Below are 21,150 nucleotides of genomic sequence, written 5' to 3' on the forward strand. Positions count from 1 at the left end.
ATACCACGGGCTATCGTCGCGCCGGCGCATCCAGCACCACGCCGGCGGCGTCGGGCAGCAGCACCCACGCGCGCGCGCCCAGCGCCCCCGCCAGATGCGCGACCGCGGAATCGGCCGCGATCACGAGATCCAGCGCGCCGATCAACGCGGCCCTGTCCGCGAAATCGCCGAGTTCGTCGTCGACGCGAGATACCGGCGCATCCGCCAGCCGCGCGGCGTCGCGCTCATGCAGCGGTCGCTGCAGGCTGATCCAGTCGACGTTCAGATCGAACAGCGGCGCGAGTTGCGCGAAATCGATCGACCGGCCGGCGTCATCGGGTCGTGTCGACTCGCTCGCCCACGCGAGTCCGACGCGCAGCCTGCGCCGTTCGCCGAGCAGCGTGTCCCACTGGCGCGTTCGCTGCGGGTCCGCGTGCAGGTACGCGGCAGTATTGGGAATGGTGTCCGCTTCTGTGCGGAACACGTGCGGCAGGCTCGGCAGCGGCACATGACAATCGAAGGCGGGCAGCGGCTCGCCACGCACAATCACGCGGGCCGCACCGGTGAGCGACGCCATCAGCACGCGCAACGACGGCTGCACCTCGAGCACCACTTGCGCGCCGCGCGCCGCGACGAGCGGGACATAACGGCAGAACTGCAGCGTGTCGTCGATGCCCGGTTCCGCATGAATCAGGATCGTCTTGCCATCGAGTGGTTCGTCGCCACGCCATACGGGCTGCGTGAACGGCCGTGCATGGCGCGCGAGCCGCGGATCGCGTACCCGCCATTCGTAGCCGCGCCAGCCGCGCGTGAAATCGCCTTCCGCCAGGTGCAGCGCTGCCCGCGCGCAATGCGCGGCGGCGAAGTCGGGTTGCAGCGCGAGCGCGCGATCGTAGGCGGTGAATGCTTCCTCGACCTTCCCCGTTTCGCCAAGCACGTTGCCGCGGGCCAGCCAGTTCGTCGCAAGATCGGGGCGCAGCTCGAGCGCCCGATCGAGCGACGCGATCGCTTCTTCGTAACGACGCAGGTCACGCAGCACCGTGCCGCGGTTCGCCCACGCTTCAGCAAACCGCTCGTCGAGTGCCAGCGCGGCGTCATAGCTCGCGAGCGCCGCATCGAAGCGCTGCAGGTCACGCAGCACGGTGCCGCGATTGCACAGCGTGTCGGGCGAGCGCGGATCGATGACGAGCGACCGGTCATGGCTGTCGAGCGCATCGTCGTGGCGCCCGAGTTGCAGCAGCGCATTGCCCCGGCTCGCGAGCGCGCGAGCGTGATCCGGATCGAGCGCCAGCACACGTTCGCAACGCGCGAGCGCCTCGTCCGCACGGCCGAGCCGTTCGAGCACGGCCGCGCTGTCGCAGAGCGCGTCGAGCCGCGCGGGATCGGCCGCGAGTGCGTCGTTGAAGGCGGCAAGCGCTTCGTTGAGGCGGTCGAGCTCGGCAAGCGTACGGCCGCGCTCGGCCATGATCGCGACGATGCCCGGGCGGATCGCGTTCGCGCGATCGAAGCAATGCAGCGCATCGGCCGCGCGCCGCAACGCGCGCAGCACGAGGCCGCGGTTGAACCACGATTCGAACGATTGCGGATCGACCATCAGCGCGCGGTCGTAGGTGTCGAGTGCGTCGTCGAGGCGGCCGAGCGCGCGCAGCGCGCCGCCGCGATTGCAGAGCGCGTCGAGCACGAGCGGCGACACCGCCAGTGCACGGTCGAACGACGCAAGCGCGTCGTCGTAGCGGCACAGGCCGATCAACGTATTGCCGTGGCGCACGAGCGTCTGCACGTCGTCGGGCGCCGCGCGCAGCGCGTTCGCGAAATGGCCGAGCGCTTCGTCGACGCGGCCGCGCTCGCCGACGATCGCCCCGAGATCCGACAATGCGCGCACGTCGGGTGTGATCGCAACCGACTGGCGCAGCAGCGCTTCGGCCTGATCGGCCGCTCCGCGCTGGAATTGCAGCACGCCGTACAGATGCAGCGCCTGCGGATGATCGGGCTCCTTCGCGAGCACCGCGAGGTATTCCCGTGCCGCGTCGTCAAAGCGACCGGCGCCATGCCACTGCTGTGCGCGGCCCAGAATCGCCGCCGCTTGCCATTGCCCGCGCGCGTCGTGTCCCGACGCGCCCGCGTGTGCATCATGCCGGTGCTCGACCGTCACGTTCGCCCCCTTCCCGTTTGCCGACGCCGCCGCTGAACCGGCCGATGGAACCGGTCGCGGCGGTCATGCTCGTCACGAGACTAACGGACGGCCAATAACAGACGTATGACGAAAGTTACGGACCATTTTGTCCGGGGGACGGAACGGCTTTGGGGGCCTCGCCGCGTACGCCGGACGGCATCGCGCTTACTGGCCGATCGGGATCGTCCGCACGTATTCGACCGCCGGCGCGCCCATCGTGACCGAGAAGCGCACCCCGCGCGGCACCGGCACGCCGATCGACGTCGAGTTGCTGATGCCGTGCTGCGCGAGAAACTGCGCATAGGACTGTTCGATGTCAGCCTGGCTCGTCGTCCAGCCGCCGGGCGCGATCCATACGGATACCTGCATCGAGCGCGCATCGTTGCTGACCACGACGCGCACGAGCGTATCCATGTGATGCAGCGCGTCGTCGACTTCGGCAAGCGACGCAAGCGGCTGCGACGCGCTGCGCACGAGTTCGCGCCCGTTGAGCTGGTAGCGCACGACCTGCATCTGCGTCGGTCCGCCGCCGACGCCGAGATGACGCACCATCACGAGTTCGCCCGGACGAATGCGCAGCGGCGGCCCGAACACTTCGTCGGGCGTGACGAGGTTCGTCAGGTCGAACTGCAGTTGAGAGAAGTAGCGGCCGAGCAGACGCGTTTGCGCCAGATTCGACGCGATATCGTCGCGGCCGCGGATCGTCGCATCGAGGCCGCGCCACGACAGCAGCGCGATCACGGCGAGCAGCGTGATCGCGACCAGCATCTCGATCAGCGTGAAGCCTCGGGCACGCGCCGTCGCGCGCGGGTTAGCGGCGCGCTTCATTCTGGATCACCGTGACGACCTCGGCGAGCACGTTGCGGCTCGACGCGGACGGATACACGCTCACGGTCACGCGCCGCACGAGCGGGCTCGGCATCGCGGCCACCGACTGGCGGCACACGAACCGGTAGCGGCCCTGCGGGCATGCAAACGTGTTCGTGCCGACGGACGGCCAGGTCGAGGCGATGCGGATTTCGCCGAGCGCGTTGTCGGCGCTCCATAACGCGAGCAGGCGCATGCGCGCCATGTCGGTATCCGACGCGAGCGCGCCGATCGCGCGCATCACGGCACCCAGCGCCACCGCGACGATCGCCAGCGCGATCAGCACCTCGATCAGCGTGAATCCCCGTTGCGGCGCCCGCGCCGTGCGCGATCCGCCGCGCGCATGGCGGTTGTAGTCGGTTCTGTCGTCGCACATGACCTGCATTCTTGTCGATGGGTCGTCGTCCGGCGTCCGGTATGCCGATCGCGGCTCACAGCCGCATCGCCGGCGCGACGGACGCCGTGCACGGACGTTAAGCGCCGCGTATGGCACACGCGTGTCGAATGGTACGGACCATTTGGCGCGGGCAGCCCGGACGGACGGGCGCCCGGGCGCGCCGCATCCGCTATCGCGCGACGGACACGGCACAACGCGGCCCGGCGGGCGGGCAAACGGATGGAAAACGGGAAGCGATCGAAAGAAACACCCGGCAGCGGGTGGTGAGCGGTGAAGGCGATCCTCGGGCGGGATCGACGCGACGGCGTCAGGCGGTCACGGCGGCGTCATACGCGGCGCGGGCAAGCTGGCCGGCGGCATAAGCCTCGGCCTCGCCGCGAAAGCCTTCCCGGCTGAACGCAACGACTTTCACGCCAACGCCGGTCGCCCGCTTCACCGTCAGCGCCCATTGCCATCCGCCGTCTTGTTCAAAGACGTGCAGCGAGGGTTCGAAGGAAGGGTCGATTACGGTCACGCGTTTTACTCCTGCCCCCTTGCGCGCCGCATCGGCGACGCTCGGGGCATGTCGAAAGGGTCGCGCCGGGATACGACGCGCTTCTGCCATTCGACAGTCTAGTCAAGGATTGTTGCGACGCACCATCAGAGGTTTCACTCATCTATCGGTACCGGGCGGTCGATCGAATTTGCCTGAAATCCATATGGGACGGGTCTCAGCGCCGATCGATCGCACACGGTTCGGCACTCATGCGGCAACGTGCCGCATGCTCGACCGCTTGCCTGCATCGGTCGCCCGTGGCTCGCAAAATCGGGGCGCGAATCGCCCGGCGATCCGGGCACCTCGGCGACGAGGATCGTTACCGGCCCGTACCCGCCGGCATCACGCGCCGGAACGTCAGGTTCACGCGTTCGCCCTGCACGCCCGGCGCCTTCGGCACGCGATGCTGCCATTCGGCCTGCGTGCGTCCGCGCATCACGAGCAGGCTGCCGTGCACGAGGCGATACGCATGCGTGACACCGGTCGCGCGATGGCGCAGGTCGAACACGCGCATCGCACCGAGGCTCACCGACGCGATCACCGGCGCATCGCCAAGCTCGGGCTCGTTGTCCGCGTGCCAGCCGAGGCTGTCCAGCCCGTTGCGGTAGCGATTGAGCAGCACGCTGTTGAAACGCGCGCCGCACGCCGCCTCGACCGCGCGCTTCAGGTCGAGCACGGCCGGCGTCCACGGCGCCGGCACGTTGCGGATCCCCGAATACACGTAGACGGCATCCGGCTCGCCCTGCCACGCGGTGAGCCGCGGCAACGGAATGCGTCCGCGCGGCGTGCGGATCGTGTCCTGACGCCACGCGACCTCGTCGATCAGCGCGGCCAGCACGCGATCGGCATCGGGCGGCGCCAGCCAGTCCGGGTACCAGTCCACGTCGGGTGCGGGCGTGTCGGCAAAAAGATCGGGCGTCGACATGTCGGGAGGAACGGGCGATGAGCGGAGCGAACGGTGCATGCCTGCATACTAGCCAACGGCATCGCACGCCGCCATGCGCTGTCATTCGCAGACGAGGCAGGCTGCCGCCCGGCTCCCGCTGACGACGGGCGGGCGGCAGCCCCGCGGATGGTAACCGTGCGCTACCCGCCGCGCGTCAGCCGGATCAGCGTGATCTCGGACGGCACGCCGAAGCGGTTCGGCGGCCCCCAGTATCCGGTGCCGCGGCTCGTATACAGCCACAGATCGCCGAAGCGGCTCAGCCCGCCGATCACCGGCTGCTGCAGCCTCACGAACGGCGGCCACGGCAGGAACTGGCCGCCGTGCGTGTGCCCCGACAACTGCACGGTAAACCCCGCGCGGTTCGCCGCTTCCGCGCTGCGCGGCTGGTGCGCGAGCAGGATCTTCGTGGCCACCTCGCGCGGCGCACCCGCCAGCGCCTGCTCGGGATCGCTGCGATGGGCGGGATCGAAGCCGCCCGCCGTGAAGTCGGTGACGCCCGCGAGCACCGCGTGCGCGCCGTCGTGGTCGATCAGCACGTGCTCGTTGAGCAGCACCGTCAGCCCGATGCGCCGGAATTCGTCGATCCACGCGTGCGCGCCCGCGTAATACTCGTGGTTGCCCGTCACCAGGAAGCTGCCGTGCCGCGACTGCATGCGGCCGAGCGGTGCCGTGTGCTCGCGCAGGCGCTTGACCGAGCCGTCGACCACGTCGCCCGTCACGACGACGAGGTCGGCATCGAGCGCATTGACCGCGCGCACGATCCGTTCGACATAGGGCCGCTTGATCGTCGGCCCGACATGGATGTCGGACAGTTGCACGATCGTCAGCCCGTCGAGCCCCGCCGGCAGCCCGTCGACCGGGATCGACACGCGCTTGACCGCCGCCGTGCGGCGCGCGCCGACGAACCCGACCACGGTAACGAACACCGCACCGGCCAGCACGCCGAGCGCCGTGCCGGTCGCCGCGCCTGGCCACGCGCCGTCGTGCCCGAGATGCCGCCATGCAAACACGCCGAGCAGCACGAATTCGCGGAGTAACGTCAGCAGGAGCAGCGACGAGAAGAAGCCCATCACGACCGAGCCGGCCCAGCCGGCCAGTGTCGCGGCCCAGCCTTCGTCGAAGCGGCGCGAGAACATGCCGACCGGGATCAGCACGACAAAGCTCGCCAGCACGAGCGCCGCGATCGTGCGCACGACCGGCGACGCGAACGCATCGGGAATGATCCGCATCCCGACGTACAGATGGAACAACACGCCGATTGCAATGAACCGGACAAAAAAACTTCGCATGGAACGTTCACCTTCGTTGCGATACGGCCTTGACGCTTCCGCGACGTGCGTTGCACGAGGCCGTGAGGCTTCGTTCCGCGCGCCGCGCCATGCGTACGATGGTACACAGATCGCGGCGGCGACGACCGGTCGCCGGGTTTGGCGTCGATGCCGTCCGGCACGGCGCGCGACCGCGCCCTCATCGGCCCGCCGGGCCGCCTGATTACCATGCGTTCAAACGACAATCGACCGCTTCCGCCCTGATTGCGCACCGATTCCGCTCTCCCGACATCGCAAATTCAGCCCGCTCCGTTCGTCTGACGATCCTTTACAGTTCGTTAGCAACCCTACGCGTGCCCGCACTGGCAGAATCGAGACGGCCCGGTCTGCGCTGCCCCCGGTTGCGAAAACGCGATGCCGGGCGTGCGGACTGGCCTCCCTGAACCGCCAACGCGCCGCCACGGTGCGCGGGACGGATGGCTGGCGATCCGCACCGCGCTGATTTATTATCGGCTCCGTATCCCGGAATCGTCGTCGCGGCGACGATCCGCATTGCGCCGCGCCCGGCATCCACCCCCACCGTCGAGCTCGTCACATCATGAGAAAAACAACGCCGCGCGCGCCCTTGCGCGTCGCCGCCGTCCTTGCGCCAGCCCTGCCGCTCGCGGGTTGCGCATCGCGCGGTGCACCGTCGTACGTCCTGTTCGGCGCATATTTCCCGCTTTGGCTCGTCAGCGCGATCGTCGGCGTGATCGGTGCGATCGTCGCGCACCGCGTATTCGTCGCGACCGGCTGGGCCGCCACGGTGCCCTACCAGCTTGCCGTCTGCACCGCGATCGGGCTCGTGGTCGCCGTGATCGTGTGGCTCACCGGCACGGGGCCGTTCGCATGAAGGCCGCCGGCACCGCCCGCCCCTCCGTCAAAGGCCGCGTGATCGCCCTCGCGATCGTCGCGCTCGGCATCGCCGCACTCGCTTACGCGTATCTCCGCACGACGGCCTACCCGTCCACCGACGACGCGTCGATCGACGCGGACGTCGTGCACGTCGCGTCGCCGGTCGGCGGCCGCATCGTGCAGCTCGCGGTGCATGAAAACCAGCGCGTCGCGAAGGGCGACCTGCTGTACGTGATCGATCCCGTGCCGTACCGGCTGACGGTTGCACAGGCGCAGGCCGACCTCGAGCTCGCGCGCGCGTCGCTCGACACGCGCCGCCGTTCGCTGATCGGCGAGCGCTCGAACGCGGCCGTCGCCGCCGAGCAGGTCAAGCGCGCGACGCAGAACCACGATCTCGCGACGCGCGACGTGAACCGGCTCGCACCGCTCGCCGCGCAGGGCTACGTCAGCGCGCAGCAGTTCGACCAGGCGAAGGTTCGCCAGCGCGACGCGGCCGTGTCGCTCACGCAGGCACAGGAACAGCAGCGCGCGTCCGCGCAGACGATCGGCGACGAAGCCGACGCGATCGCGACGCTGCATGCGCGCGAGGCCGCGCTGGCGCGCGCGCAGCATGCGCTCGAAGACACCGTCGTGCGCGCACCGCACGACGGGCTCGTGACGGGCCTGACCGTTCTCGCCGGCGAAACCCTCGCGCCGAACCAGTCGATCTTCACGCTGATCGACGCGCGCGAATGGTTCGCGGTCGGCAATTTCCGCGAGACGGCGCTGAGCCGCATCGCGGTCGGCGACTGCGCGACCGTCTATTCGATGATCGACCGCAGCCGCCCGCTGACGGGCAAGGTCGTCGGCATCGGCGCGGGCATCGCCGACAGCGCGCGCATCAACCTGCCGCGCTCGCTGCCGATCGTGCAGAACTCGGTGAACTGGGTGCACGTCGCGCAGCGCTTCCCGGTGCGCGTGAAGCTCGACGAACCCGACGGCACGCTCGTGCGCGTCGGCGCCAGCGCGATCGTCGAGGTCCGGCATGGCACTGCCTGCCGCTGAGGTTCGCTCGCCGGGCCCGCGCGAAGTCCTGCGGCTGCTCGCACCGTTTCCGGGGCGCGCGTCGATTGCCGCGCGGGTCGCACTGATCTGCGCGCTGACCGCGTTCGTGACGGCCGCATACGGGACGCCCGAAGCCGCGCTGTCCGCGTACGTCGTGTTCTTCATGATCCGTGCCGACCGCGTGACGAGCGTCGTGCTCGCGGCCGCGCTGCTGCTGATCGTCACGATCGTGATCGGGCTCGTGCTCGGCATCGCGATCTTCAGCATCGACTATTCGATCCTGCGGGTCGCGTGCATGGCCGTGCTGTCGGTCGCCCTCCTGTACCTGACTTCCGCCAGCAAGCTGCGCCCGGTGGGCGCGATCCTCGCGATGATCGTCGGCTTCGGGCTCGACCAGCTCGGCCTCGCGCCGTTCGGCGAAGCCGCGACGCGCGCGCTGCTGTACATCTGGCTGACGATCGCGATCCCGGCCGGTGTCGCGATCGTCGTCAACCTGCTGATCGCGCCGTCGCCGCGCAAGCTCGCGCACGCGCAGCTCGCGAAGCGCCTGCGGCTTGCCGCGCAACGGCTGCGCGGCGACGATGCGGCGCGCGACGCATTCGATGCCAGCCTTCATGAAGGCGACAAGCAGCTGCTCACATGGCTCAAGCTGTCGACGCTCGAAGGCTCGTCGTCCGCCGCCGACTTCGCGGCGTTGCGCCAGGCCGTGGCATCGAGCACCGCGCTGCTCGTCGGTGTCGCGCTGGCCGATCGCGAACCGGGCGCGCGCCTGCCCGACACGTACGCCACCCCGATCGCCGCGACGCTCGACGAGATGGCCGACATCCTCGACCAGGGCGGCTACCCCGTCGACGTGACGCTCACGCTGCCGCCGGCCGACACATTGCCGCCGCTCGCGCGCGTCGCCGTCACGGATATCCATGCGGCGATCACGCGCTTCGCGGAACCGGTCGCAGCGGCCGAAGCAGCGACGGATGCGTCGGCCGCCGCGGCCAACACGCCGGCGGCCGCGCCCGGAACGCCTGCCGCCGCGCCGCCCGCACCGCGCGGCGGCTTCTTCCTGCCCGACGCGCGCACCAATCCCGACCACATCCGCTACGCACTGAAGACAACCGCCGCGGCGATCTTCTGCTACCTGCTGTATTCGCAGCTCGACTGGTCGGGCATCCATACGTGCGTCGTCACCTGCTACATCGTGTCGCTCGGCTCGACGGCCGAGACGGTCGAGAAGCTCACGCTGCGGATTCTCGGCTGCATCGTCGGCGCGCTGCTCGGCACCGCCGCGCTCGTGTTCGTCGTGCCGTCGCTGTCGTCGGTCGGCCATCTGATGGCGCTGGTGTTCGCCGGCGGCTGGCTCGCCGCGTGGGTCGCATTCGGCTCGCCGCGCATCGCATACGCGGGCTTCCAGATCGCGTTCGCGTTTTTCCTGTGCGTGATCCAGGGCGCCGGCCCCGGTTTCGACCTGACGATCGCGCGCGACCGCACGATCGGCATCCTGCTCGGCAACGTCGTCGTGTATCTCGTGTTCACGCGCATCTGGCCCGTCAGCATCGGCAAGCAGATCGACGCCGGGCTCGCCGCGCTGACGGACCAGTGGCGGCGCGTCGCACAGGTCGCGCAGCCGGCCGAGCGGCGCGCGCTCGCGGCCGACGCGTTCGCCCGCCACGGCGCGATCGCACAGGCGCTCGGGCTGGTTCACTACGAACCGTCGTGGGTGCGTCCGGCCGCCACGTGGCTCGCCACGCGGCGGCGCGCGCTCGCGGAACTCGGCGCGCTCGAAGGCCCGCTGTTCCTGCTCGCCGAACGCAAGCCCGGCGACGCGGCGATCGCCGCGCAGCTTGCGCGCGTGACCGACCCGCGCGACGACGAAGCCGCGCGTCATCCGGATTCGCCCGCGCCGCCGGCCACCGCGCAGGGCCTTGCCCCTGCCGACCCTGCGCGCGACGCGCTGCTGAACCTGATCGACACGCGGCTCGCGCACATCGCCGACGCCGCCCGTCAAGCCACACCGAAGGAGCCTGCCCCCCATGCGCCTACCTGAACCGCCGGCCGCCTCGATCGCCGCCGCCGCCCTCGCGACCGCCGTCGCGCTGGCCGGCTGCGCGACGTCGTCGATCGATCTGGCGCCGGAGGCGTCCGACCGCCCATGGCAGCCGCAAACGTCGGCTGCCGGCGACATCGTGCCGGGCCCGCCGCGCGCGTCCGCGCAAGGTTCGCACGACTACACGCTGCCCGCGTCGCCCGCGCTCGCGTCCGTCTCGCCGCCGGCTGCGCTCGATGCCGCGCACGCGTACACGCTGCCCGAACTGATCGATCTCGCCGAATCGGCGAACCCGCTGACCCGCATCGCGTGGAACGACGCGCGCAACGCGGCGCTCGCGGTCGGCCTGGCCAAGGCCGCCTACCTGCCGAGGTTGTCGGCGACGGCCATGGGCGCATACCAGGCAAACCACGGCTCGACGTCGACGATCCTCGGCGACTCGTCGAGCGACACCACCGTTCACGGCACGATCTCGGCGCTGTCGCTGCAATGGCTGCTGTTCGATTTCGGCGGCCGCGCGGCGCGCGTCGAGGCGGCCGAGCAGGCGTCGATCGCGTCGAACGTCGCGTTCACGGCCGTGCACCAGCAGGTGATCCACGACGTGACCGTCGCGTACTACCGCTACGAAGCCGCGCGCTCGCGCGCCCTCAGCGCGCAGCAGGGCCTCGCGAACGCGGACGCGATCCTCGCGGCCTCCCGCGCGCGGCTCAAGCACGGCGTCGGCACGGTCGTCGAGCTCGCACAGGCGACGCAGAACCGCGCGCAGGCCAACCTCGCGCTCGTGCAGGCGAACGGCGCGGAGAGCGACAGCTATCTCGCCCTCGTCTCCGCGCTCGGCATCTCGCCGCTGTCGAAGCCGACCATCGCCGCGCTGCCGAAGCGGCCGCTGCCGCCCGGACTCGGCTCGTCGGTCGACGCGATCGTGTCGGACGCAATTGCGCGCCGCCCCGACCTGCAGGGCGCGTTCGCGCTTGAAAAAGCCAATCGCGCGAAGATCAAGGCCGCGGAAGCCGCGTTCATGCCGAAGATCTTCCTTTCCGCGTCGACGTCGTATGCGAGCGGCGGCACGTCCATCTCCGCGCTGCCCGCGATCGGCGACCAGTCACCGACCGTCAACCTGAACGGCAGCCGCTACGGCGGCGGCGTGTTCCTCGGCGTGACGATCCCGCTGTACGACGGCGGCCTGCGCTCGGCCGTGCTGATGCAGGCGCGCAACGACGCGGAAAGCGCGTCCGCGCGACTCACGCGGACCAAGGAGGAAGCCGTCCGCCAGGTCGTCGCCGCGCAGAACGCGGTGCAGACGAGCCTTGCGTCGCACGACGCCGCGAAGGCGCTCGTCGACGCCGCGCAGACGAGCTACGACGCGGCGCTGACCGCGTACCGGAGCGGCGTCGGTTCGGTCACCGATGCGACGATCGCGCAAAGCCAGTTGCTCGCCGCGCGCAACGCGGAGGTCGACAGCTATGCCGGTGCGCTGTCCGCTGCCGCCGCGCTTGCGCTCGCAACGGGGACGATCGGCTCGGCGCAGTAGCACGACCGCCGCGAGGCGGTTGACGCATGCACGCGCCGCCCACTAGAATGCCGGCCATTCTTCCTTCAGGAACCATCGTGGACAGTTGCAGCACTCCGTTGCGTGCGCCGCTTGCCGCCTGAACGCCTGTCCGACGCAGTTCTCCTGCCCGGCTCGCGTTCCGCGAGCCGCACGCCTACCGTTTCACACTGAATGACGCATTCGCGCGGTACAGTACCGCGCGATGACGGCTATCGTCGTGTCGCCTTCGGCCTTGCGCCGCAGCGGCACGGGACGGCACGCGCTCCTTGCACGGCAGGACAACCATGACTTTCGATTTCGCACTCCGCCTTTTCACCGCGTTCGCCTGCGGCGTCGCCATCGGCCTCGAGCGCCAGATGCGCCAGCGCACGGCCGGCCTGCGCACGATCACGCTCGTCGCGAGCGGCGCGTGCCTGTTCGTCACGCTCGGCGTGCTGACCGGCAACGGCGTCGCGGGCGTCACGCAGATCGCCGCATACGTCGTGTCGGGCGTCGGCTTTCTCGGCGGCGGCGTGATCATGCGCGACAAGGGCTCGATCCAGGGCATCAACACGGCCGCGACCCTGTGGTGCTCGGCCGCCGTCGGCGTACTGGCCGGCTCCGGTCATTACGTGCCCGCGCTTGCCGGCACGGGCGTCGTACTCCTCACCAACACGGTGCTGCGCGGCGTCAGCCAGGCGATCAACGCAACCCCGGTGTCGAACGCCGATCTCGTGCGCGAATACCAGATCACCGTGATCTGCCTGACCGCCGACGAAGTGCACATCCGCACGCTGCTGTCGAACTCGATGTACGCGAAGCCGCTGTCGTTCCAGAGCCTCACGAGCGAGGACGTGCCCGACCAGCCGGACCGGCTGAAGGTGACCGCGACACTGAAGCTGCATCCGAAGGATCAGCAGAAGCTCGAGCAGATCGCGAGCCGGATGAGCATGGAGAAAAGCATTTCCAGCGTGAGCTGGACCGCGAAGGAAGCGGAGCCGATGATGGAGTGAGCGGCCTGGCGGCAGCGGCATTTCGCGCTGCCGCCCGCCCTCGTTCGAGGTCAGGGCGCCTCGATCAGCCCGGCCGAGATTGCCTTGACGACCGCCTGGACCTTGTTCGTCGCACCCAGTTTCTCGAGGATGTTGTTGACATGGAAGTTGACCGTTCGCTCCGAGATGCTGAGGATCTGGCCGATTTCGCACGCGGTCTTGCCCTCGGCCGTCCAGCACAGCACCTCGCGCTCGCGCGCGGTCAGCGTGACGCCCGCCGCCGGCGACAGCTTCGGCACCATGAAGCGGCTCATCAGCGAATGCGACAGGTTCGCGAGCCAGTTCGTCTGGAGCGTCAGCATGTTGATTTCGGCCGGCGTCAGGCGGTCCGCATGGCGTGCGATGCTCAGCAGGCCGAACGCGCCGCGGGCCGCCCAGCTCGATTGCGCGACGCCCACCGACAGCCCGAAATCACGCGCGTCCTGCCACAGCGGGCACGGTGCGATCTGGTCGACGTCCGGCCAGACGATCATGTTGGTGCTGAGCGCGCCGTCGCGAACCGTCGAATCGATCTCGATGTAGTTGTGCGCCTGATAGTGCGCCATCCAGCCGTCGGGATAGGTATCGAAGATGGCTACCGACGGCTTCGATACCGGCAGCGGCACGCGAATGCCATAACAGCAGTATTCGAATCCCAGCCGTTTGGAATAGGCGGCGATCCGCTGGAAGAGCTGCTGCTCGTCTTCCGCGGCACTGAATTGTTGATAGGCATCCTGCCAGCGCAGTTCCATTCATTCTCCGACAACGTCACGCTGTCATACTTGTCAGGTTCCAGCACCCGTTCGACGCTGATACATTCCGCGCATGACTTCACCTTTGCTGCACCCGGTCCCCGGCCCGTCCCCGGACGGCTACGTACGCCTGTCAGAAAGCGCACTGGCCGTGCTTGCGCTCGACCATGTCGCAAGCGGCCTCGACGCGTCGCTGCGTGCGGAACTGCGCGACAGCGCAATCGACGCACGCCTCGCCGGTTATACCGAATGGCATCGCCCGGCCAGTGCCGGCGTCGCTTACGTGACGGTCGGCTGGGACTGGTACCTCGAACGCGCGACGGGCACGTTCGTGATCGCGGGCGGCGACGTCCGCAGCAACGTGATGGCCGTCGACGCCACGGGTGCCGACATCGGCATGCTCCGCACGGCCGCCGCGCTTGCCGCGCGGCTCGCGCGCATCGACTGGCCCGCAGCGGTCGCGTCGGCCCTGCTCGGGCACAACGACGCCTATCATGCCGGTCCGACGCTCCAGTGACAACTGGCCCCGCATTCCTCTGACAATTTACGCAGTGCTGGCGCTCTTTATAAGCAAAAGCGGCACGGTTTTCAATCCCGTTGATCAAGAAACCGTTACCACGTCCTGATCGGCATCATTCCACCGTCACCCTGTAAGAGTTACCAGTTACAGCCCCCTCGTGCGGCGCGATGTAATGCGCACATACAAAAGCACAGATCCGAGGACACCATGCGGACCTTCGTTCACGAGGAAGGGCGGTTGCCACACGAACTTGCAGCGGATCTAGGGCGCTATCGGCGCCGTGTGTTCGTCGAACAGCTCGGTTGGGCGCTCCCGTCGGCGAACGAAAGCTTCGAGCGCGACCAGTTCGATCGCGACGATACCGTCTACGTGTTTGCGCGAAACGCCAGCGGCGACATGTGCGGATGTGCGCGCCTGCTGCCGACGACGCGCCCGTATCTGCTGAAGTCGCTGTTCGCCGACCTGATCGCCGAAGACATGCCGCTGCCGCAATCGGCCGCTGTCTGGGAGCTGTCCCGGTTCGCGGCGACCGACGACGAAGGCGGGCCGGGCAATGCCGAATGGGCCGTGCGCCCGATGCTCGCGGCCGTCGTCGAGTGCGCGGCGCAGCTCGGCGCGCGGCAGCTGATCGGCGTGACGTTCGCGAGCATGGAGCGGCTGTTCCGCCGGATCGGCATACACGCGCACCGCGCAGGCCCGCCGAAGCAGGTGGATGGGCGTCTGGTGGTCGCGTGCTGGATCGACATCGATCCGCAAACGTTTGCCGCACTAGGAATCGAGCCGGGGCAGGCCGCCCGGCAAGCCATCGCCGCCTGACCCGGAACGCGCGTTCCTGCCGGGCGGCATCGTAACGAAGGAGAATCAACGTGGACCAGTCTCAGGTCTTTCGCGCGATGATGCCCGGGTTGACGAGCGCCGGCGGCGCCCGCATTACGGTCGCCTACCCGTCGTTTCCACGGCCGCTGCCGCTCGTGCGGCTCGACCGTCGCGGCCTCGTGTTCCGTGCTGCCGGCGCGGCACCGCTGGTCTGCGGGCTGCCGCGTGCGGCGACGTTGCTGGTCGCGGACGAGCCGCTCTGCTCGCTGCGCCTCGTGATCCGCGACATCGCCCCGGCCGGCGAAGGCCGGCATGACCTGACGATGCAGCCGTCCGGCGCCGCCGGTGACGAATTGCTGTGGCATGCGCTGCGCGATCGCGAGCCCTACCGCCGGCTTCAGCACCCGCTCGCCCCTGTCGACACGTCCATCGCCACCGACGGCGAACCGCACGCACCGGCCGGTGAAGCCGGGCCGCGTCCGTCGCGCAGCGCGGCCTTCCGGCTGCCGTGCCACAGCGACGCGCTGTTCTTTGCCGACTGGCTCGAATATCACTTCGACGAATTGCGCGCGCTGTCGCAACAGCACGGGCCGCAACTGCAGCTCAACCAGCTCGAGCGACAAGTTGCCGACGACGAGGTCGGCGTGCGCTTCCTCTACGACATCGACGGGCATGCGACACGCCACGCGCTGACCGACTGCGCACGCGAGGCCTGTGCATGGATCGAGACGGAGATGCGCGACAAGTTCGCGTTGCCGGTCGCGCAGGAGCGATTCAGCGCGTTTGCGGCGCACGCGCGGGCCGGCGGTATGTGAACGCGGCGCAACGGGAAGTTGTATCGATACAACTAGGGCTTGCCATGACTCGGGTTTTCCCTTAAATTCACGTCTGTCTCCTCCATGTCTCCAAACATGGATTCAGCCCGCTCAATGTAGCGGGCTTTTTCTTGCCTGCTCGAATTTCGGGGCCATACCACCGCCCTCCTTCATCGATTGCCTGCCTGGGCATTCCGGCGCGCCACGAACCGGATCGATTATCATCGGCGGGTCTGCCACGCTCCCTCGAGGCCATCTTGCACGCCCATCTGCGCATTGCCCGCCCGGTCAGCAACCTCGCCCGAACCGAGCGCATGTATCGCGACGCTCTCGACCTGTCTGTTCTCGCACGCTTTGAGGATCACGACGGCTTTTCCGGCGTGATGCTCGGACGCGAGGGCCTCGACTATCACTTCGAATTCACGCACTGCCCCGACCATCCGATCGCGCCGTCGCCGACGCCGGAAGACCTGATCGTGTTCTACCTGCCCGATCGGCCGGAATGGGAAGCCGCCTGCGCACGCGCCACGGCGCACGGCTTCATGCCCGTGACCTCGTTCAATCCGTACTGGGAAATATCCGGCCAGACCTTCGAGGATGCCGACGGCTACCGGATCGTGCTGCAGAACGGTACGTGGCGCTGACAGGCGAATCCGCGTGAGTCGTTACGCGTCGGCCAGGCCGGCGGCGCGCGCGGCATACACGACGTGCCGACGCAGCGCGTGCCCTTCCGGCAACGCGGGATGGTCGAAATCGCGCGCGGGCTGACGCTGCATGCCGAGCCGCTGCATCACGTGCTGCGATCGTAGATTGGTGTCGGCTGTCCACGCGAGAATCTCGCCGAGCCCGATCCGCTCGAACCCGTCGGCCAACGCGGCAGCAGCCGCTTCGGCGACGTAGCCATGCCCCCATGCGTGGCGAGCCTGCCGCCACATGATCTCGACGCACGGCGCCATCGGGTGCGTTGCGCGCACCTCGTGCGACAGGCCGCACACCCCGATCAACATCCCGTCGGCGCGGCGCTCGACCGCCCATGGGCCGAAACCGTACGCATCGAAATGCGCGTCGAAGCGCGCGATGACGTCGCTCGCCTCGTCAACGGACATCGGGCCGCGCGCGAGCCACGCGGTCACGTCCGGATCCGCATGCAGCGCCGACAGCGCGCCCGCATCCACCGGCTGCCAGCGACGCAGCGTCAGACGCGCGGTTTCGATTTTCGACGGTGTGGACATGGGGAACAGGATCGTTCAGGCGGCGTGACAGGAGGGTCGTCACCGACCCGAAGGCAGCGCGGAAGAAGGGGGAATCGCGATCGTCGCGTCCGCCGGCGACGATCACGGGAACTGATGACGAGAAACGGGCGCCGGCAGCGCCCGTGGGGATTACTCGTTTTCTTCGAAGTAACGGCCGCGCCTTGCTTCACAAGCATAAAGCCATAAACCTACGCCACAACCTACGCTCACTGTTTTCGCGAACGACCGTTGACGACCCTCAACTGCCATCCGGACTCCTGACACCGCAATGACAGCTTTCAGGGTACAGTGGACGCTCGCCCCAATAAGTAGCTTGGCAAATTATCAGCCTGTGCGGTCATTGGCTGCCTGCTAGGCCGATGCCCGCTATCGTGCAGTACAGCGGCGATTGCGCCATCAGGTAAATTTGGACATCGGGAAACGCACTTCATCTTCGATGACTGTGTTTGATCTTAAAAATATGGATTATCCAAATTGGACAAAGAAGGCATTAAAAATGTCAAAGAAGAGATCGCGTCGTTAAACACCGTTGACATCATCGGAATTGCCGATGAAATAGTCAGGCGGGTGGAGAATTATGCGAGCGTATTGTACAATCGTGTTGGAAAAACGATTTGCTTTAATTGGACAGATAAACCAGAAGTCACCGCGTACACTTACAGCAAAACATCCAAGAATGACTGTGTTGTTTTCAGCTATCAATTCGCCTTGGATCTTTATCGTGAAGCGTGTCTGCTAAGCAGGTTGGCTCGAATTCATTTCTGTGAGTCGAAATATGAGCCGATATTTGGGCCACCAATGGCTGGCCGCCTCGGAGTATTACCCGCAGGGCGCAGCGAAGAGCAATGCTCTCGGCTGATGTTTGAAGCAACCTTGGAGTGGGTGTTCTTGCATGAGATGGCTCACCTTACTCAGGGGCATATCAAAATTCGGAACTTAGCTTGTCCGGAAAGTCCCGTAGGCGTGATTGAGGAGATGAGCGCTGATCGCAGTACACCATTGCAGGGATATGAAGCGCTTATCTCGCATGCAACCGAAATTGCCGCTGACCACGAGGGGCTCGTGATTTGGTTTCAATATCGGTATGTTCTGAATCAGAATTCGCTTCCATACGCAGATGTCTATATGGCGGTGTGCGGGTTGACGTCCCTGTTTAACCGATTTTTCGGAACGTCTGGAGATGATTTCAAATCAGAGCCAGGCGGGTCACATCCTAATCCGGCAATGAGATGGGAACTACTCCTTCCAGCGTTTCTGGGCTATCTCCTCGATGAAAGGGTACGACATCGTCTCCCTGACTGGCATTACACCGACGACGAGATACGTATGCAACTCACGGAGGCTAATGCGCTGGCGAACTTGCAGTGGATCATCTGCTATGGTCATCGCGGAATTGACCCACTAGCCTTCATCAGTATGGCGAAATTAGAACGCCCAGAGGTCCGGCGATATCTGAGAAAAATAGTTCCAATTTTTGACCAGATTACCCCCGAAATTATAAAACATTATATTTTCCCGACGAGGCCGGCGGTGCCAGTTTTCACGGAAGAATGGAGAAGGCGAATAGCCGAAGTCTGACTCTAATGATCGTGGGTGCACACCTTGGGCTGATCGGAAAGCACCTTCGCGCAAGACCGGTATTGAAATTTAGAAATTTCAACTCTTTTTAATAATTCGATCACTAATTGACTGTGGTCGAATGACCGTTGTCAGAGCAAAGCGGTCGCACGAATGTCCAAACGGTGATCGCGACATGTGACTCTTCTTGGCCGGTAGCCGCCTCTCGCCATCGCCAGCGACAACTGGCCGGATGGCGAACTTCGAGCGACCCCGTCCGGCCCACTGGCAAACTCGGGCAGCCAAAGCAACTTTTCCCGGTCACATGAGCATGCAACCCACCGCAGCATCTGCACCCGTCACTCCAATGATGCAGCAGTACCTGCGCCTTATTTGACAGGGTTTGGCACACAAACCTACGCCAAAACCTACGCTTACATTTTCTGGATCGGCAGTTACCGCCCCGAACCGAATATCATTAAAGTGGCTTGCCGCCTGCGGCAACTTGGTGAATCTGCCCGCGCTTGCGGAGCATCTTGGACGCGGCGGCTGCCAGCGCATCATCCTCGATTATTTTCGCCATTAGGCGTCCCGTGTCGTCAAAATAGCCAACGAGATAGCTGTCAAGGGCAAACCACCGATCCAGGGCAATACCTTCGCCGGTCAATATTTGGATAACGTCTTCGTCTTTGATTCCCATAACTCCGCAATTTCCTGTTTTGGTCGAAGTCGAACATAAGTCACAACCACAAACCCACAGTGCCATGCCCGGAGAACGCGTTGACTAGCCTCGTAACACGGCAGGCTCCCATCGACTTCGAAATCGCGAACGCGTTGATTGTTGCGACGCCGGAAACATGGCGGGCTGCAAACATGATCGTAACGCGTACTGGCGAGCAGGCTGCCCTTGAAATATCTATCACGAACCCGGACGGAATGACAGATGCCGTCCGACCGACGAATGAAATCGTTTCGGCTCTTCAGCAATTGGTGAGCTTGCATCGCGGACAAAGCAAAATTTGGGTAAAAGCCATGTACTCCGTGGCAATGATCGAGCCCGGACAGTGGCGCTACTCGGCAACCTTCGAGTATGCGACGCGAGTAGGCCCAACAGCCTAGACTAGACCGGTCCGTCAAGCGCGCTGGTAAACTCGGGCAGCCAAAGCAACTTTTCCCGGTCACATGAGCACGCAACCCACCGCAGCACCCGCACCCGTCACCCCAATGATGCAGCAGTACCTGCACCTTATCTGATAAGGCTCTGCGAACAAACCCACGCCAAGACCTACGCCCGCCTTTTTGAGGATCGTCCGCTAACGACCCGAAGCAGTCATCGACCCCGCTACGAAGCAGTCATTCGACGCGGGCGTAATACGTGATCAGACAACACGGCGAGCACGTGGCTTCCATATGTTCGTACGTGGCACGTATTTTTCATACCCCGTTCCATCTTCAACGCCGACGACTTGATGGCCGAAACATTCAACCATCGCAACGAGACTGCCGGTGCCGCCATATGGATAACCATGCGGGTTGAACTCCAACACATGCCGTGTTGCCCGCGGTCGGATTGCAATGAGGTCGTAGTCCCCATTCCAGAATGCATCAAGCATGGACGCGAAGTCCCATCCAGGTGTCGGCATCTCAGGAGAATGTCGCTTCGGAAGCGGAGTGGAAAACCAATATTCGTTCCACTCCGCCATTTCTTCTGCGGTCAGGTTCGGAAAGTAGGTGCGTTCAGCCTCGGTCAGATAAGCTGATAGATGTGACTCGTCGGCGGGCTCATCGCTATCTTTTGCGGCTTTCACAAGGTCAAAGAATTCAGTCAGTCGCTGTAAGGCCTTCTCACCATTCGATTCGAAATCAACGTAGCAGTACACCGGTCCGCTTGGAGCGGCGGCCGCCGCTGAGTCATTCTCTGAGGACGAGGCGGAGTGTATAGCCGAAGCCGTCACACGCTTTTTGAAGGGCCACATATGTGATTCGAATCAGTAGGGTGTAGCCGGTCCATGCGGGCACCGGGACTAGCTATTTTTAGCGATTTAGGTGGCTGTGTCGAATGTCTCAAGCCGCCGGCTGCTGCCTTCCGGGGTTGCTTGCACTTGGCCTAGCGCAGTTGCCCGAAATCGACCCGTAGCGGACCTTCAGTGTTCTCGAGAACAGTCGTTCAGAGCACATCAAACTGACATCGCACGGTATGTCGCAGGCCGCATTGACCGAGTGCTCCCCGGACTACGTCACCGGGGGCGGTAGCGGACTTCCGTCCTCGAATGTTCCAAGAAGCGCGCGCGCTTTTTTTAATAGGCGCTCGATTTCGACGAAAGGTAAATCCCTCTCAAAAAGGGAGACCTCCACCGAATTATTGACATCGCTGCGAAATACTTCGGCAACAACCTCTTCGTGGTCGTTGACGAGCTCGAGTCCAAGTCCATCACGCAGGACGTCTGAGGCCATTTGAAGTCGAAATACTCTACCTATATCTTCGGTCACGATGACTGATCCTTAGAAAGGCGACTCTGTCTTATATGGGATGAGAAATTGTGGACAATGTTAGCCGTGCCGTCGACCGTCCCCTCATGGCCGGTAGCTGTCCCTCCCCATCAGCGACAACTGACCGGCAGCCGCCGGTCGTGATCTCCAGCAACTGGCCGAACGGCGAACTGCGAGCAGTCCCGTGCGGGCCACTGGTAAACTCGGGCAGCCAAAGCAACTTTTCCCGGTCACATGAGCA

General features: G+C 65.8%; 22 protein-coding genes. 11 read left to right on the top strand and 11 right to left on the bottom strand.

Annotated elements, in window-relative coordinates; all coding sequences use genetic code 11:
- Positions 1-10 precede the first annotated feature (10 nt).
- The 6 genes from VK92_RS29175 to VK92_RS29200 all read right to left on the bottom strand — a co-directional run bounded on the left by VK92_RS29175 (position 11) and on the right by VK92_RS29200 (position 6,186).
- Positions 11-2,131, bottom strand: coding sequence for a tetratricopeptide repeat protein (locus VK92_RS29175; RefSeq protein ID WP_231600551.1), 2,121 nt, complete (start codon positions 2,129-2,131; stop codon positions 11-13).
- Between the two features lie 186 nt (positions 2,132-2,317).
- A complete protein-coding gene (locus VK92_RS29180) occupies positions 2,318-2,980 on the bottom strand; it encodes a PulJ/GspJ family protein (protein WP_048022659.1) in 663 nt (220 codons plus the stop codon).
- A complete protein-coding gene (gspI, locus tag VK92_RS29185; RefSeq protein ID WP_042976664.1) occupies positions 2,964-3,395 on the bottom strand; it encodes a type II secretion system minor pseudopilin GspI in 432 nt (143 codons plus the stop codon). Before gspI ends, VK92_RS29180 begins: the two co-directional genes overlap by 17 nt.
- Positions 3,396-3,723: 328 nt before the next feature.
- Complete coding sequence (locus tag VK92_RS29190; RefSeq protein WP_021161906.1) at positions 3,724-3,930, bottom strand: hypothetical protein; 207 nt, start codon at positions 3,928-3,930, stop codon at positions 3,724-3,726.
- A 340-nt stretch (positions 3,931-4,270) separates the two neighbouring features.
- Positions 4,271-4,876: an alpha-ketoglutarate-dependent dioxygenase AlkB family protein gene (locus VK92_RS29195; protein ID WP_048022660.1), complete on the bottom strand. Its 606-nt coding sequence runs from the start codon at positions 4,874-4,876 to the stop codon at positions 4,271-4,273.
- Between the two features lie 161 nt (positions 4,877-5,037).
- The gene (locus VK92_RS29200; RefSeq protein ID WP_048022661.1) at positions 5,038-6,186 is read right to left on the bottom strand and encodes a metallophosphoesterase; all 1,149 of its coding nucleotides are present in this window, start codon (positions 6,184-6,186) and stop codon (positions 5,038-5,040) included.
- A 577-nt stretch (positions 6,187-6,763) separates the two neighbouring features.
- Between VK92_RS29200 and VK92_RS29205 the strand changes: the two genes are divergently transcribed.
- The 5 genes from VK92_RS29205 (at position 6,764) to VK92_RS29225 (ending at position 12,688) form a co-directional block, all read left to right on the top strand.
- A complete protein-coding gene (locus VK92_RS29205; protein ID WP_011354664.1) occupies positions 6,764-7,057 on the top strand; it encodes a hypothetical protein in 294 nt (97 codons plus the stop codon).
- Positions 7,054-8,103, top strand: a complete 1,050-nt coding sequence (gene mdtN / locus VK92_RS29210) for a multidrug transporter subunit MdtN (RefSeq protein ID WP_021161910.1) — start codon at positions 7,054-7,056, stop codon at positions 8,101-8,103. Before VK92_RS29205 ends, mdtN begins: the two co-directional genes overlap by 4 nt.
- Positions 8,084-10,144, top strand: a complete 2,061-nt coding sequence (locus tag VK92_RS29215; RefSeq protein ID WP_048022662.1) for an FUSC family protein — start codon at positions 8,084-8,086, stop codon at positions 10,142-10,144. The genes mdtN and VK92_RS29215 overlap by 20 nt, the downstream gene beginning before the upstream one ends.
- On the top strand, positions 10,131-11,675 hold the full coding sequence (locus tag VK92_RS29220; RefSeq protein WP_048022663.1) for a TolC family protein: 1,545 nt from the start codon (positions 10,131-10,133) through the stop codon (positions 11,673-11,675). The genes VK92_RS29215 and VK92_RS29220 overlap by 14 nt, the downstream gene beginning before the upstream one ends.
- A 305-nt stretch (positions 11,676-11,980) precedes the next feature.
- Complete coding sequence (locus tag VK92_RS29225; RefSeq protein ID WP_021162348.1) at positions 11,981-12,688, top strand: MgtC/SapB family protein; 708 nt, start codon at positions 11,981-11,983, stop codon at positions 12,686-12,688.
- Positions 12,689-12,738: 50 nt separating this feature from the next.
- On the opposite strand, the gene VK92_RS29230 is transcribed toward VK92_RS29225, so the two are convergent.
- Positions 12,739-13,458 carry an autoinducer binding domain-containing protein gene (locus tag VK92_RS29230; protein WP_021162347.1) on the bottom strand — a complete coding sequence of 240 codons (720 nt, stop codon included), beginning with the start codon at positions 13,456-13,458 and terminating at the stop codon, positions 12,739-12,741.
- Positions 13,459-13,531: 73 nt separating this feature from the next.
- Here VK92_RS29230 and VK92_RS29235 point away from each other — a divergent pair, with 73 nt between their 5' ends.
- The 4 genes from VK92_RS29235 (at position 13,532) to VK92_RS29250 (ending at position 16,253) form a co-directional block, all read left to right on the top strand.
- Positions 13,532-13,975 (top strand): DUF4902 domain-containing protein, encoded by a 444-nt coding sequence (locus VK92_RS29235; protein WP_042976964.1) that lies wholly within the window; start codon positions 13,532-13,534, stop codon positions 13,973-13,975.
- Between the two features lie 210 nt (positions 13,976-14,185).
- Positions 14,186-14,794 carry an acyl-homoserine-lactone synthase gene (locus VK92_RS29240; RefSeq protein ID WP_042976961.1) on the top strand — a complete coding sequence of 203 codons (609 nt, stop codon included), beginning with the start codon at positions 14,186-14,188 and terminating at the stop codon, positions 14,792-14,794.
- Positions 14,795-14,844: 50 nt separating this feature from the next.
- Positions 14,845-15,609, top strand: coding sequence for a hypothetical protein (locus VK92_RS29245; protein ID WP_063778376.1), 765 nt, complete (start codon positions 14,845-14,847; stop codon positions 15,607-15,609).
- A 257-nt stretch (positions 15,610-15,866) separates the two neighbouring features.
- Positions 15,867-16,253: a VOC family protein gene (locus VK92_RS29250; RefSeq protein ID WP_048022665.1), complete on the top strand. Its 387-nt coding sequence runs from the start codon at positions 15,867-15,869 to the stop codon at positions 16,251-16,253.
- Positions 16,254-16,274: 21 nt separating this feature from the next.
- Here the strand turns inward: VK92_RS29250 and VK92_RS29255 are convergent, their stop codons facing one another.
- Positions 16,275-16,841, bottom strand: a complete 567-nt coding sequence (locus VK92_RS29255; protein ID WP_048022666.1) for a GNAT family N-acetyltransferase — start codon at positions 16,839-16,841, stop codon at positions 16,275-16,277.
- Between the two features lie 495 nt (positions 16,842-17,336).
- Between VK92_RS29255 and VK92_RS42085 the strand changes: the two genes are divergently transcribed.
- Positions 17,337-18,440 carry a hypothetical protein gene (locus VK92_RS42085; RefSeq protein WP_131723313.1) on the top strand — a complete coding sequence of 368 codons (1,104 nt, stop codon included), beginning with the start codon at positions 17,337-17,339 and terminating at the stop codon, positions 18,438-18,440.
- A gap of 457 nt (positions 18,441-18,897) precedes the next feature.
- Here the strand turns inward: VK92_RS42085 and VK92_RS29260 are convergent, their stop codons facing one another.
- Positions 18,898-19,119 carry a hypothetical protein gene (locus tag VK92_RS29260; protein ID WP_048022667.1) on the bottom strand — a complete coding sequence of 74 codons (222 nt, stop codon included), beginning with the start codon at positions 19,117-19,119 and terminating at the stop codon, positions 18,898-18,900.
- A gap of 80 nt (positions 19,120-19,199) precedes the next feature.
- Between VK92_RS29260 and VK92_RS42090 the strand changes: the two genes are divergently transcribed.
- Positions 19,200-19,538: a hypothetical protein gene (locus VK92_RS42090; RefSeq protein WP_131723312.1), complete on the top strand. Its 339-nt coding sequence runs from the start codon at positions 19,200-19,202 to the stop codon at positions 19,536-19,538.
- 260 nt (positions 19,539-19,798) lie between these two features.
- Here VK92_RS42090 and VK92_RS42095 read toward each other — a convergent pair whose 3' ends face one another.
- Both VK92_RS42095 and VK92_RS29265 read right to left on the bottom strand, forming a co-directional pair.
- Positions 19,799-20,299 (bottom strand): hypothetical protein, encoded by a 501-nt coding sequence (locus tag VK92_RS42095; RefSeq protein WP_131723311.1) that lies wholly within the window; start codon positions 20,297-20,299, stop codon positions 19,799-19,801.
- 352 nt (positions 20,300-20,651) lie between these two features.
- On the bottom strand, positions 20,652-20,909 hold the full coding sequence (locus tag VK92_RS29265; RefSeq protein WP_231600552.1) for a hypothetical protein: 258 nt from the start codon (positions 20,907-20,909) through the stop codon (positions 20,652-20,654).
- Positions 20,910-21,150 lie beyond the last annotated feature (241 nt).

Origin of the sequence: Burkholderia sp. LK4 (assembly GCF_001043615.1) — a bacterium.
Classification (GTDB): Bacteria; Pseudomonadota; Gammaproteobacteria; order Burkholderiales; family Burkholderiaceae; genus Burkholderia; species Burkholderia cepacia.